Source organism: Neisseria sp. HMSC074B07, assembly GCF_001810355.1.
Taxonomy (GTDB): Bacteria; Pseudomonadota; Gammaproteobacteria; order Burkholderiales; family Neisseriaceae; genus Neisseria.
Genome location: NZ_KV800971.1, coordinates 4,493 through 17,024 on the forward strand (window position 1 = coordinate 4,493; position 12,532 = coordinate 17,024).

A 12,532-nucleotide genomic window follows, 5' to 3' on the forward strand; every position below is an offset into this window, starting at 1 on the left:
CGGATGTTTTCGATGCGGCGCACGGCGCGGCTGGGGCGAGGTCGTCTGAAATCATGGGGTGATGGGTTTCAGACGACCTTTTCATACTTAAAACTACATAAGACTACATTTTTAAATATTGTTATTGTTGTTTTTAAATCAGAGTGTTGTTCTGGTTCGGGTCGTCTGAAAAGGGAGTAGGTGGAAAATAGGGCGGTTTGGGCGATTTGGATGCTTATTTTCTTGTTTGAATAAAAATTCCTGATAAATGAATTAATTATATTTGTTTTTGAAATGGATTGTTTAAAATTGTTCTGATTGGTTTGGAAAGATGCAAGCTCTATTGGATAAGGATTTTAGTTGTTTTGAAGCGGGGATTTTGGGTTTATTTATGAAGTATTGTTTATTAATGATTGAATTTTTTAAAAATATTTTAGAAAAAGTATTTGACAGCCTGAAAATTATTTTTTAAATTTGTCCATACTTATAAAAACTACATAGCACTACAAAGGAACCCTATCATGAATCTGTATCAAACTTCTCCGTCTTGTTATAGATTGTCTTCTATCTCTGCCGCATCCGTCGTCGTCTGCTTTTGGGCAGTCGCGGCGGTCTGACGGCTCTTCGCCCGAATCGGGGTTTCCGCATTTCTGCGGACGGTTTGGGTTTTGAAAATTCTGTCTTTCCAGCTTTATTTCCTTTCCGAATTTAAAAATTATTAAAAATTTCATATACCTTCGCTTCAGCCGAATTGTTTGTATTGAATTTGTTAACTGATTGTTTTTATTGATTTTGATTTTTTAGACGGCCTGATGGATTTGGGTTTTGAAAGGTCGTCTGAAAATGGTTTTGAAACCATTGTTTCTTTTTGAACGGTTCGTTTCAGGTTTTGCGGAAACCGGGCCGCTGAGTCGATACTGAAAAAAATCTAATCTACAAAGGAGAAATATCATGAGCCAACTTTCTGCCGGCACACGTTTCCGCCAAGCGGTGAAGGAGTCGAACCCTCTTGCCGTGGTCGGCTGTGTGAACGCTTATTTTGCGCGGCTGGCGACGCAGAGCGGGTTTAAGGCGGTGTATCTGTCGGGCGGCGGCGTGGCGGCCTGTTCGTGCGGGATTCCGGATTTGGGCATCACCACGATGGAGGATGTGCTGATTGATGCGCGGCGGATTACGGACAATGTGGATACGCCTTTGCTGGTGGACATCGATGTCGGTTGGGGCGGGGCGTTCAATATCGCGCGCACGATTCGCAACTTCGAGCGTGCGGGCGTGGCGGCGGTGCATATCGAAGACCAAGTGGCGCAGAAGCGTTGCGGGCATCGTCCGAACAAGGCCATTGTTTCTAAAGATGAAATGGTAGACCGCATTAAAGCCGCCGTCGATGCGCGCGTGGATGAGAATTTTGTGATTATGGCGCGGACGGACGCGCTGGCGGTGGAAGGTTTGGATGCCGCCATCGAGCGGGCGCAGGCTTGCGTGGAAGCGGGTGCGGACATGATTTTCCCCGAAGCGATGACCGATTTGGCGATGTACCGGCAATTTGCGGATGCGGTGAAAGTGCCCGTGTTGGCGAACATTACCGAATTCGGCGCGACGCCGCTTTATACGCAGCGCGAGCTGGCGGACAACGGCGTGTCGCTGGTGCTGTATCCGCTGTCGTCGTTCCGCGCCGCGAGCAAGGCCGCGCTGAATGTTTATGAGGCGATTATGCGCGACGGCACGCAGGCGGCGGTGGTCGATACCATGCAGACCCGCGCCGAGCTTTACGAGCATTTGAATTATCACGACTTCGAGCAGAAGCTGGATAAATTGTTTCAGAAGTAAAAACCGTTTTCAGACGACCCACAACCTTGAATAGGTCGTCTGAAAACCCAAAACCCATAAAAACACAAAGGAGAAATACCATGACTGCAACTCCCGAAACCCCGACCTTCAAACCGAAAAAATCCGTTGCCCTCTCCGGCGTGGCGGCGGGCAATACCGCGCTGTGTACCGTCGGCCGCACCGGCAACGATTTGAGCTACCGCGGTTACGACATTCTCGATCTGGCGCAGAAATGCGAGTTCGAAGAAGTCGCCTACCTGCTGATTCACGGTCATCTGCCCAACAAATTCGAACTCGCCGCCTACAAAGCTAAACTCAAATCCATGCGCGGCCTGCCTATCCGCGTGATTAAAGTGTTGGAAAGCCTGCCTGCGCACACGCATCCGATGGACGTCATGCGTACCGGCGTGTCCATGCTCGGCTGTGTTCATCCCGAACGCGAAAGCCACCCCGAAAGCGAAGCGCGCGACATTGCGGACAAACTCATCGCCAGCCTCGGCAGCATCCTGCTCTACTGGTATCAATATTCGCACAACGGCAAACGCATCGACGTCGAAAGCAAAGAAGACACCATCGGCGGTCACTTCCTGCACCTGTTGCACGGCAAACGCCCAACCGAATCGCAGGTGAAAGCCATGCACGTTTCGCTGATTCTGTATGCGGAACACGAGTTCAACGCCTCCACCTTCACCGCCCGCGTGATTGCCGGTACGGGTTCGGACATGTATTCCTGCATCACCGGCGCCATCGGTGCGCTCAAAGGCCCGAAACACGGCGGCGCGAACGAAGTCGCCTACGACATCCAAAAACGTTACCGCAACGCCGACGAAGCCGAAGCCGACATCCGCGAACGCATCGCCCGCAAAGAAATTGTTATCGGGTTCGGCCATCCGGTTTACACCATTTCCGACCCGCGCAACGTCGTGATTAAGGAAGTGGCGCGCGGTTTGAGCCGGGAAGCGGGCGACATGCGCCTCTTCGACATCGCCGAACGCTTGGAGAGCGTGATGTGGGAAGAGAAAAAAATGTTCCCGAACTTGGACTGGTTCTCCGCCGTGTCCTACCAAAAACTCGGCGTGCCAACCGCCATGTTCACGCCGCTGTTTGTAATTTCGCGCTCCACCGGCTGGGCGGCACACGTCCTCGAACAGCGCAAAGACGGCAAAATCATCCGTCCGAGCGCGAACTACACCGGCCCTGAAGATTTGGCGTTTGTGGAAATGGAGGCACGCTGAGGATTTTCAGACGACCTTGTTTTAAAGGTCGTCTGAAAAAGAGGTCTTTATAAATTCAACAGCATATTTTATTAAGACGGAAATTTTGATGCATAGTGACAAAGGGGTTTATTTGGATATTCCTGTACAAAATACCAAAGAATTAGTTTGGCAGAAAATACAGGAAATACCTATTTCTGAATGTGGGGAGCCGTTGGTTAGTGTTGGTAATACCGGGCGCATTCGTGCCCTACCTGTTTATTTTTCTCAGGGTATTAAGGGAGCAATAAAGACTATTTTATTGCGTAGAAGTGTTGCTGATAAGCTGGTTCAGGTTACCTCTTTATTACCGGAAACGTATGGCTTGGAAGTTTTCGATGGCTGGCGCCCTATCGCAGTGCAAAGGGCATTGCGAGAGAATATGAAGTACGAAATTGAAAAACGCCATCCTGAATATGATGAGGCTCAAGTCAGAAAAACATTGGACTGTTTTGCAGCCGATCCGGATCGGGCAGGAATGCCTCTTCCTCATTTGACCGGAGGATCTGTTGATGTTGGATTATTTGAGATAAGAAGTGGTAAAAGTTTGAATATGGGAAGTGAATTTGATGCGACAGGACATTTATCCTATAGCGATGCTTTAGAAAAGGAAGGTAGGCATTTCTCATCTGCGCGTAATTTACGCCGGATTTTGATTCATACGATGAAAGAGGCAGGATTTAGTAATCTGCCGACAGAATGGTGGCATTTTGATTATGGCAATCAAAATTGGGCTTATTTTACTGAGCAAAGTAGCGCAATTTTTGGTGCAGTAGAAGGGCAGGATACTTAATTACATTATTGAAAATAAAAATTGGGAGGAAAAATGCAAACTTTAATTTCAGCAGATAATCATTTGTTGCTGTGGGCTTTTGTTATGTTGGCTGCCGCTGCCGCAATTTTTATGGAGCAGAATAGCCGCTTGGCCGGGAAAGTCCCTGGTGCAGTATTAGCATTATTGATTGCATTGATTGCTTCCAATTTGTGTATTATTCCCACGGATGCTCCAGTATTTGATGCTGTATGGTCTTATATTGTACCGCTCGCTATTCCGTTGTTATTGTTCCAATTAGATCTTCATGCACTTTTTAAGGAAAGTGGACGTATGCTGTTTATTTTCCTTATTAGTTCGCTCGGGACAGTCATTGGAACACTTATCTCATTTGCACTATTGAAAGACTATATTCCTGAGTTAGATAAGGTAGCTGGCATGATTTCAGCGTCTTATACAGGAGGTGGTGTCAATTTTGCAGCCATGTCGGCCAAGCTTAACCCTGCTAAAGATGTGATTGCAGCAACCATTGTTGCTGATAATTTGATGATGGCTTGTTACTTTTTTATTTTGATTGGTATTTCTTCTGCACATTGGGTCAGAAAAGTTTGGGGAAGTCCATATCAGGATAAATTGGAGCAGGAATATCATGATCCGAGTGTTAACAAGGCTGCTGAGTATTGGAAACCTAAGTCGATCTCTTTGCAGAGCATAGCTTTATCTTTGGGCGCATCGATTTTGTTGGTGGCAGTTTCATTTTCATTATCTGGTTTTTTGCAAAGCCGTTTTGCAGACGTTGATGGTGTCGCCTTAAGAATGTTGGCAGATTTAATCAGCGATAAATACCTGTTGTTGACGACATTTACATTGGCAGCCGTCTTATTTTTCCGCAAAGGCATTCAAAAACTGGACGGCAGTCAAGAATTGGGAACGTATTGTATTTATTTGTTCTTTGTTGTAATCGGTATTCCTGCCTCTATACCGTTGATTATCAAAACAGCACCATTACTCTTTGTTTTTACTTTGATTATTGCGGTATTGAATTTGATACTGACGTTGGTTTTCGGCAAGCTGTTCAAATTTAGTATTGAAGAAATTGTATTGGCTTGTAATGCCAACATAGGCGGGCCGACTACTGCGGCAGCTTTAGCTATCAGTAAAGGGTGGCGCGATTTAGTCGGTGCAATTTTATTAATTGGTACTGTCGGCTACATTATCGGTAACTATATAGGTTCGTTTGTATATGCCCTATTGAGCTGAAGGCTAAAAACAATAATGCACCTATGTGCAAAGTATTATGGAGTAAATATGAAGCTGCCTGATTTACTGATGGGAATATTTTTGGCAGTTTCTGCAGCCCTTCTGAATGCAACTATCGGTATATTCAGTAAGGTATTAATGGAACAGGGCTTGTCTGTTCAGCATATTGCATTTTTGAAAACTTTGACAGGTTTTGTGTTTATCAGCATTTTGCTTTGCCGTACCGGTTTTACCAGACAGATTGCGGATATTTCAAAAAAGAAAGAGGCAATCTTGCCGTTGCTGTTAAAAGTCGCAATTTGTGCTTTTTTCGGAATTTACACTTTGTTTTTCTTTGAAACCACCGCTTATCAATACGGTAATGCTGCGAATGTAGTAGTTGTATTAATGGCATCGGCTGCCGTATCTGCCTTGATATTGGACAGCATACTATTAGACGAACGTATTTATATTTCTTCAGTCGTCGGTGTGGGTTTGGCAGTATCGGGGATCGCGGTGATTTCTTGGACTGGAGAAGGAAATTTAGGGTTGATTCTGAATGCCGCACTGGCGGGCTCGGGTTACGGTTGTTTTTCCGTTTTGATTAAAAAATTCGGCTTAAACGGCGGTATTTATTTGACACGGATCTTGATGTTTTTTGGAAGTATTTTTTTGTTTATCCCTTCATTGGAAGGTATTGGGGATATACATTGGCAATGGTCTTTTATTCCGCCACTCTTGGCACTGTCTTTATTGCCGACGATTTTAGGATTTTATTGTACAACTAAAGCATTGGATTATTTGAGTGCCGCGAAGGTGCAGGTAACTGAATTGGCCGAGCCATTATTTGCCGCCGTACTGGCTTGGATGTTTTTGAATGAAATACCGGAAGGACGCTTCTTTGTCGGCGCTATTCTGATTATTGCCGGTATTGTGTCTATCAATGGATTGTATAGACCATTGTTGAAGCGAGTTGAATAGTTTTTATTTCCCAAGATTTCAGACGACCCCTTCAAAAAACGTCGTCTGAAACCCCAAACCACAAGAAAAATAGATCCACAGGAGAACTGAACATGGCTGCCAACCAACGTTACCGCAAACCGCTGCCCGGTACGGATTTGGAATACTACGACGCGCGTGCGGCGTGTGAGGACATTCAAGCCGGCTCTTACGACAAACTGCCTTACACGAGCCGCATTTTGGCGGAGAACTTGGTCAACCGCGCGGACAAAGTCGATTTGCCGACGCTGCAAAGCTGGCTGGGCCAGTTGATAGAAGGCAAGCAGGAAATCGATTTTCCGTGGTATCCCGCGCGGGTGGTGTGCCACGATATTCTGGGGCAGACCGCGCTGGTGGATTTGGCGGGCTTGCGCGATGCGATTGCAGAGAAGGGCGGCGACCCTGCCAAAGTGAATCCGGTGGTGCAGACGCAGCTTATCGTCGACCACTCGCTGGCGGTGGAATGCGGCGGCTACGACCCCGATGCGTTCCGCAAAAACCGCGAAATCGAAGACCGCCGCAACGAAGACCGTTTCCACTTTATCAACTGGACGAAAACCGCTTTTGAAAATGTGGACGTGATCCCGGCGGGCAACGGCATCATGCACCAAATCAATCTGGAAAAAATGTCGCCCGTCGTCCAAGTCAAAAACGGCGTGGCGTTCCCCGATACCTGCGTCGGCACGGACTCGCACACGCCGCACGTTGACGCGCTGGGCGTGATTTCCGTGGGCGTGGGCGGATTGGAAGCGGAAACGGTGATGCTGGGGCGCGCGTCCATGATGCGCCTGCCCGATATTGTCGGCGTGGAGTTGACGGGCAAACGGCAGGCGGGGATTACGGCGACGGATATTGTGTTGGCGCTGACCGAGTTTCTGCGCAAAGAGCGCGTGGTCGGGGCGTTTGTCGAATTTTTCGGCGAGGGCGCGAGAAGCCTGTCCATCGGCGACCGCGCGACTATTTCCAACATGACGCCGGAGTTCGGCGCGACTGCCGCGATGTTCGCCATCGACGAGCAAACCATTGATTATTTGAAACTGACCGGACGCGACGACGCGCAGGTGAAATTGGTGGAAACCTACGCCAAAACCGTAGGGCTGTGGGCGGACGACCTGAAAACCGCCGTTTATCCGCGCGTGTTGAAATTTGATTTGAGCAGCGTAACGCGCAATATGGCAGGTCCGAGCAACCCGCACGCGCGTTTTGCCACCGCCGATTTGGCGGCGAAAGGGCTGGTGAAGCCTTACGAAGAGCCTTCAGACGGCCTCATGCCCGACGGCGCGGTCATCATCGCCGCGATTACCAGTTGCACCAACACTTCCAACCCGCGCAACGTCGTTGCCGCCGCGCTCTTGGCGCGCAACGCCAACCGCTTCGGGCTGAAACGCAAACCGTGGGTCAAAACCTCGTTCGCCCCCGGCTCGAAAGTGGCGGAAATCTATTTGAAAGAAGCGGGTCTGTTGTCCGAAATGGAAAAACTCGGCTTCGGCATCGTCGCCTTCGCCTGCACCACCTGCAACGGCATGAGCGGCGCGCTCGACCCGAAAATCCAGCAGGAAATCATAGACCGCGATTTGTACGCCACCGCCGTACTGTCGGGCAACCGCAACTTCGACGGCCGCATCCACCCGTATGCGAAACAGGCGTTTTTAGCCAGCCCGCCGCTGGTGGTGGCCTACGCCGTCGCAGGCAGCATCCGTTTCGATATTGAAAACGACGTACTCGGCGTTTCAGACGACGGCAAGGAAATCCGCCTGAAAGACATCTGGCCGACCGACGAAGAAATCGATGCCGTCGTTGCCGAATATGTGAAACCGCAGCAATTCCGCGACGTGTATGTACCGATGTTCGACACCGGCAAGGCGCAAAAAGCCCCAAGTCCGCTGTACGACTGGCGCCCGATGTCCACCTACATCCGCCGTCCGCCCTATTGGGAAGGCGCGCTGGCAGGCGAACGCAGCCTGACGGGAATGCGCCCCCTTGCGATTCTGCCCGACAACATCACTACCGACCACATTTCGCCTTCCAACGCGATTCTGGCGGCGAGTGCGGCAGGCGAATACTTGGCGAAAATGGGTTTGCCCGAAGAAGACTTCAATTCCTACGCCACCCACCGCGGCGACCACCTCACCGCCCAACGCGCGACTTTCGCCAATCCCAAATTGTTTAACGAAATGGTGAAAAACGAAGACGGCAGCGTGCGCCAAGGCTCGCTCGCCCGCGTCGAACCCGAAGGCGAAACCATGCGCATGTGGGAAGCCATCGAAACCTACATGAACCGCAAACAGCCGCTCATCATCATCGCCGGCGCGGACTACGGACAAGGCTCCAGCCGCGACTGGGCGGCGAAGGGCGTGCGGCTGGCGGGTGTGGAAGCCATCGCCGCCGAAGGTTTCGAGCGCATCCACCGCACCAACCTCATCGGCATGGGCGTCTTGCCGCTGCAATTCAAACCTGGCACCAACCGCCACACCCTGCAACTGGACGGCACGGAAACCTACGACGTGGTCGGCGAACGCAAACCGCGCGGCGACCTGACCCTCGTCATCCACCGCAAAAACGGCGAAACCGTCGAAGTCCCCGTTACCTGCCGCCTCGATACCGCAGAGGAAGTGCTGGTGTACGAAGCCGGCGGCGTGCTGCAACGATTTGCACAGGATTTTTTGGAAGGGAACGCGGCTTAGAGGTCGTCTGAAAAGCAGAAGTAGCGTGGGCTTTGCCCACGAAATAGGGTAGATGTTGCAACCAAGAATCTTCGCGGACGAAGTCCACGCTACATGCAGGTCGTCTGAAAAGCAGACGTAGCGTGGGCTCTGCCCACGAAACAGGGTAGATGTTGCAACCAAGAATCTTCGCGGACGAAGTCCACGCTACATGCAGGCCGTCTAAAAACAAGACGTAGCGTGGGCTCTGCCCGCGAAATACAGGCCGTCTGAAAAGCAGATGTAGCGTGGGCTCTGCCCACGAAATAAAACGAAACAACCCGCGAAATTTAAATAGGAAACAGATTAAGGTTCACCGAAATCCATGTCCTGATTATCGGCATCGGCAACCCCTCCCCAATCGGCAGGATACATACCATTCCGAACATGGCGGTGGAAGGTGGAATACTGCCAATCCGAGACAGATGCGGTCAAACCGTGCTTAACGGGGTTGAAATGAATGTAATCCATATGTTTTTGGTAATCCGATTCGTCGCGGATGCAGTGTTCCCAAAAACGCCGCTGCCAAATAAACGATTCGTTTCGCCGTTTTTGAACCTCTGCCGCATGATGCCAAGGATATAGGAAACCGCAGTCTTGCGAGACCTTGCGTTTAATTAAAGCCCAACGCCGACTGTAATCGCAATCGCCTTCGGGAAGCGTCCAAATCGCGTGCATATGGTCGGGCAGCAAAACCCATGCGTCGATGTTGAAATCAAAATCCTGCCGGACATCCAATACGGCCTGCCGTAAGGATCGCCTGACAGGCGGATCGCACAATATGGGACGGCGGCGATAGGAAACTACGGTAAAGAAATAACATTGTCCGTCGTGTACGCGGCGGAAATCAGCCATAACAATCCTTGATGAAATAATTAATCGGTATATTTTAACAATGCGGTACAGATTTTGCCTGTAAGAAATCCGAATTTTGAAGGTAAATGGTTTCGAGGGCAGTTGGTGTAGTGGTCTTTGCCCACGAAATAAAGGCTAAATTGATACGGTAAAAAATCGTGGGCAGAGCCCACGCTACATAAGGAGAACCCAAAAATGCCGCAAATCAAAATCCCCGCCGTTTACTACCGCGGCGGCACATCCAAAGGCGTGTTTTTCAAACGTTCCGACCTGCCCGAAGCGGCGCGGGAAGCGGGCAGCGCGCGCGACAAAATCCTGTTGCGCGTACTCGGCAGTCCCGACCCCTACGGCAAGCAGATAGACGGTTTGGGTAACGCCAGCTCGTCGACCAGCAAGGCGGTGATTTTGGACAAGTCCGAACGCGCCGACCACGACGTGGATTACCTTTTCGGGCAAGTTTCCATCGACAAGCCTTTCGTCGATTGGAGCGGCAACTGTGGCAACCTCACCGCCGCCGTGGGTGCGTTCGCCATCGAGCAGGGCTTGGTCGATAAAGGCAAAATCCCTTCAGACGGCATCTGCACGGTGAAAATCTGGCAGAAAAACATCGGCAAAACCATCATCGCCCATGTTCCGATGCAAAACGGCGAAGTCTTGGAAACGGGGGATTTCGAGCTCGACGGCGTTACCTTTCCCGCCGCCGAAGTGCAAATCGAATTCCTCGATCCCGCCGACGGCGAAGGCAGTATGTTTCCGACCGGCAATCTGGTGGACGAGCTGGACGTTCCGGACATAGGTCGTCTGAAAGCTACGCTCATCAACGCGGGCATTCCGACCGTTTTCCTGAACGCCGCCGACTTGGGCTACACGGGCAAAGAGTTGCAGGACGACATTAACAATGATGCCGCTGCGCTGGAAAAATTTGAGAAAATCCGCGCTTACGGTGCGCTGAAAATGGGCTTGATTAACGACGTGTCCGAAGCCGCCGCCCGCGCGCACACGCCGAAAGTCGCCTTCGTCGCCCCCGCCACCGATTACACCGCCTCCAGCGGCAAAACCGTGAACGCTGCCGACATCGATCTGCTGGTACGCGCCCTGAGCATGGGCAAACTGCACCATGCCATGATGGGCACCGCCTCGGTCGCCATCGCCGCTGCCGCCGCCGTGCCCGGCACGCTGGTCAACCTCGCCGCAGGCGGCGGAACGCGCAACGAAGTGCGCTTCGGCCATCCTTCCGGCACATTGCGCGTCGGTGCGGCGGCAGAGTGTTCGGACGGCATCTGGGCAGTGAAAAAAGCCGTCATGAGCCGCAGCGCGCGCGTGATTATGGAAGGGCGGGTCAGGGTGCCTGAGGATTGTTTTTAAATCGACGTAGCGTGGGTTTGCCCGCAAAACCCAAAAGGCCGTCTGAAACACACCCCGCCCGACGCCCATCCTTTTTCAGACGACCCACACCAAAAAAACAACCACAAACTACAAGGAGAAACATCATGTCCGACCAACTCATCCTCGTCCTGAACTGCGGCAGTTCCTCGCTCAAAGGCGCCGTTATCGACCGCAAAAGCGGCAGCGTCGTCCTGAGCTGCCTCGGCGAACGCCTGACCACGCCCGAAGCCGTCATCACCTTCAACAAAGACGGCAACAAACGCCAAGTTCCCCTGACCGGCCGCAACTGCCACGCCGGCGCGGTGGGTATGCTGTTGAACGAACTCGAAAAACACGGTCTGCACGACCGCATCAAAGCCATCGGCCACCGCATCGCCCACGGCGGCGAAAAATATCACGAGTCCGTCCTCATCGACCAAGACGTCCTCGACGAGTTGAAAGCCTGCATCCCGCTCGCCCCGCTGCACAACCCCGCCAACATCAGCGGCATCCTCGCCGCGCAGGAACACTTCCCCGGCCTGCCCAACGTCGGCGTGATGGACACCTCGTTCCACCAAACCATGCCCGAACGCGCCTACACCTACGCCGTGCCGCGCGAATTGCGCAAAAAATACGCCTTCCGCCGCTACGGCTTCCATGGCACCAGCATGCGCTATGTCGCCCCCGAAGCAGCGCGGATTCTAGGCAAACCGCTGGAAGACCTGCGCATGATCGTCGCCCACCTCGGCAACGGCGCGTCCATCACCGCCATCCGAAACGGCAAATCCGTCGATACCAGCATGGGCTTCACCCCCATCGAAGGCCTCGTCATGGGCACCCGCTGCGGCGACATCGACCCCGGCGTGTACAGCTACCTGACCGCCCACGCCGGCATGAACATCGAGCAAGTCGATGAAATGCTGAACAAAAAATCAGGATTGCTCGGCATCTCCGAACTCTCCAACGACTGCCGCACCCTCGAAATCGCCGCCGACGAAGGCCACGAAGGCGCACGCCTCGCCCTCGAAGTCATGACCTACCGCCTTGCCAAATACATCGCCTCCATGTCGGTCGCCTGCGGCGGCATAGACGCCCTCGTCTTCACCGGCGGCATCGGCGAAAACTCCCGCAACATCCGTGCCAAAACCGTCGCCTACCTCGACTATTTGGGTCTGCACATCGACACCAAAGCCAATATGGAAAAACGCTATGGCAACTCAGGCATTATCAGCCCGACAGGTTCTACCCCCGCCGTTTTGGTGGTGCCGACTAACGAAGAGCTGATGATCGCACTCGATACCGCCGCACTGGCAGGCTTTTTGCAAGAAGCAGGCTAGGGGTTGAGGCAGAGCATTTTTGAAAGAGAAAAGAGGTCGTCTGAAAGATGGGTTTCAGACGACCTCTTTGCCGTATCAGCAATCCTGTTCCTTCCCCCGTCCGGCGGGGGAAGGCTAGGATGGGGGTGGTTTTGTGGTTTGGGGAAATCAAATTCGTGTGGTTCATAGAGCCACCCTCTCCCCAGCCCTCTCCCGCCGGACGGG

General features: G+C 52.0%; 10 protein-coding genes and 1 pseudogene. 9 read left to right on the forward strand and 2 right to left on the reverse strand.

What is annotated here, in order from left to right; translation table 11 throughout:
• From HMPREF2726_RS14480 to acnD, 7 genes are all read left to right on the forward strand, one after another.
• Nucleotides 1-180: hypothetical protein (locus HMPREF2726_RS14480; protein ID WP_210399697.1), on the forward strand; the 180-nt coding region annotated here is incomplete at its 5' end.
• Between the two features lie 750 nt (nt 181-930).
• Nucleotides 931-1,806 carry a methylisocitrate lyase gene (gene prpB, locus HMPREF2726_RS10330; RefSeq protein WP_003779818.1) on the forward strand — a complete coding sequence of 292 codons (876 nt, stop codon included), beginning with the start codon at nt 931-933 and terminating at the stop codon, nt 1,804-1,806.
• Between the two features lie 80 nt (nt 1,807-1,886).
• Entirely contained in the window at nt 1,887-3,041 is a 1,155-nt protein-coding gene (gene prpC / locus HMPREF2726_RS10335; RefSeq protein ID WP_070603301.1) for a bifunctional 2-methylcitrate synthase/citrate synthase, read from the forward strand.
• A gap of 88 nt (nt 3,042-3,129) precedes the next feature.
• The gene (locus HMPREF2726_RS10340) at nt 3,130-3,852 is read left to right on the forward strand and encodes a M15 family metallopeptidase (protein WP_070603303.1); all 723 of its coding nucleotides are present in this window, start codon (nt 3,130-3,132) and stop codon (nt 3,850-3,852) included.
• 33 nt (nt 3,853-3,885) lie between these two features.
• On the forward strand, nt 3,886-5,091 hold the full coding sequence (locus HMPREF2726_RS10345; protein ID WP_070603305.1) for a DUF819 family protein: 1,206 nt from the start codon (nt 3,886-3,888) through the stop codon (nt 5,089-5,091).
• Nucleotides 5,092-5,139: 48 nt separating this feature from the next.
• Nucleotides 5,140-6,051 (forward strand): DMT family transporter, encoded by a 912-nt coding sequence (locus HMPREF2726_RS10350; protein WP_070603307.1) that lies wholly within the window; start codon nt 5,140-5,142, stop codon nt 6,049-6,051.
• A 92-nt stretch (nt 6,052-6,143) separates the two neighbouring features.
• Nucleotides 6,144-8,753, forward strand: a complete 2,610-nt coding sequence (acnD, locus tag HMPREF2726_RS10355; RefSeq protein WP_070603309.1) for a Fe/S-dependent 2-methylisocitrate dehydratase AcnD — start codon at nt 6,144-6,146, stop codon at nt 8,751-8,753.
• 324 nt (nt 8,754-9,077) lie between these two features.
• Here the strand turns inward: acnD and HMPREF2726_RS10360 are convergent, their stop codons facing one another.
• Nucleotides 9,078-9,626, reverse strand: a complete 549-nt coding sequence (locus HMPREF2726_RS10360) for an REP-associated tyrosine transposase (protein WP_009312728.1) — start codon at nt 9,624-9,626, stop codon at nt 9,078-9,080.
• 195 nt (nt 9,627-9,821) lie between these two features.
• Here HMPREF2726_RS10360 and prpF point away from each other — a divergent pair, with 195 nt between their 5' ends.
• Together prpF and HMPREF2726_RS10370 are read left to right on the forward strand one after the other, a co-directional pair.
• Complete coding sequence (gene prpF / locus HMPREF2726_RS10365; RefSeq protein WP_070603311.1) at nt 9,822-10,991, forward strand: 2-methylaconitate cis-trans isomerase PrpF; 1,170 nt, start codon at nt 9,822-9,824, stop codon at nt 10,989-10,991.
• Between the two features lie 125 nt (nt 10,992-11,116).
• Nucleotides 11,117-12,328 carry an acetate kinase gene (locus HMPREF2726_RS10370; RefSeq protein WP_070603312.1) on the forward strand — a complete coding sequence of 404 codons (1,212 nt, stop codon included), beginning with the start codon at nt 11,117-11,119 and terminating at the stop codon, nt 12,326-12,328.
• Here HMPREF2726_RS10370 and HMPREF2726_RS13355 read toward each other — a convergent pair.
• Nucleotides 12,325-12,532 (reverse strand): annotated as a pseudogene (locus HMPREF2726_RS13355) (hypothetical protein); the annotation flags it as partial. The gene HMPREF2726_RS10370 and the pseudogene HMPREF2726_RS13355 overlap by 4 nt on opposite strands.

Bases quoted from the DNA above. Each gene is read 5' to 3' on its own strand.
- prpB (WP_003779818.1), top strand. From the start codon at position 931: ATGAGCCAACTTTCTGCCGGCACACGTTTCCGCCAAGCGGTGAAGGAG.
- prpC (WP_070603301.1), top strand. From the start codon at position 1,887: ATGACTGCAACTCCCGAAACCCCGACCTTCAAACCGAAAAAATCCGTT.
- HMPREF2726_RS10340 (WP_070603303.1), top strand. From the start codon at position 3,130: ATGCATAGTGACAAAGGGGTTTATTTGGATATTCCTGTACAAAATACC.
- HMPREF2726_RS10345 (WP_070603305.1), top strand. From the start codon at position 3,886: ATGCAAACTTTAATTTCAGCAGATAATCATTTGTTGCTGTGGGCTTTT.
- HMPREF2726_RS10350 (WP_070603307.1), top strand. From the start codon at position 5,140: ATGAAGCTGCCTGATTTACTGATGGGAATATTTTTGGCAGTTTCTGCA.
- acnD (WP_070603309.1), top strand. From the start codon at position 6,144: ATGGCTGCCAACCAACGTTACCGCAAACCGCTGCCCGGTACGGATTTG.
- HMPREF2726_RS10360 (WP_009312728.1), bottom strand. From the start codon at position 9,626: ATGGCTGATTTCCGCCGCGTACACGACGGACAATGTTATTTCTTTACC.
- prpF (WP_070603311.1), top strand. From the start codon at position 9,822: ATGCCGCAAATCAAAATCCCCGCCGTTTACTACCGCGGCGGCACATCC.
- HMPREF2726_RS10370 (WP_070603312.1), top strand. From the start codon at position 11,117: ATGTCCGACCAACTCATCCTCGTCCTGAACTGCGGCAGTTCCTCGCTC.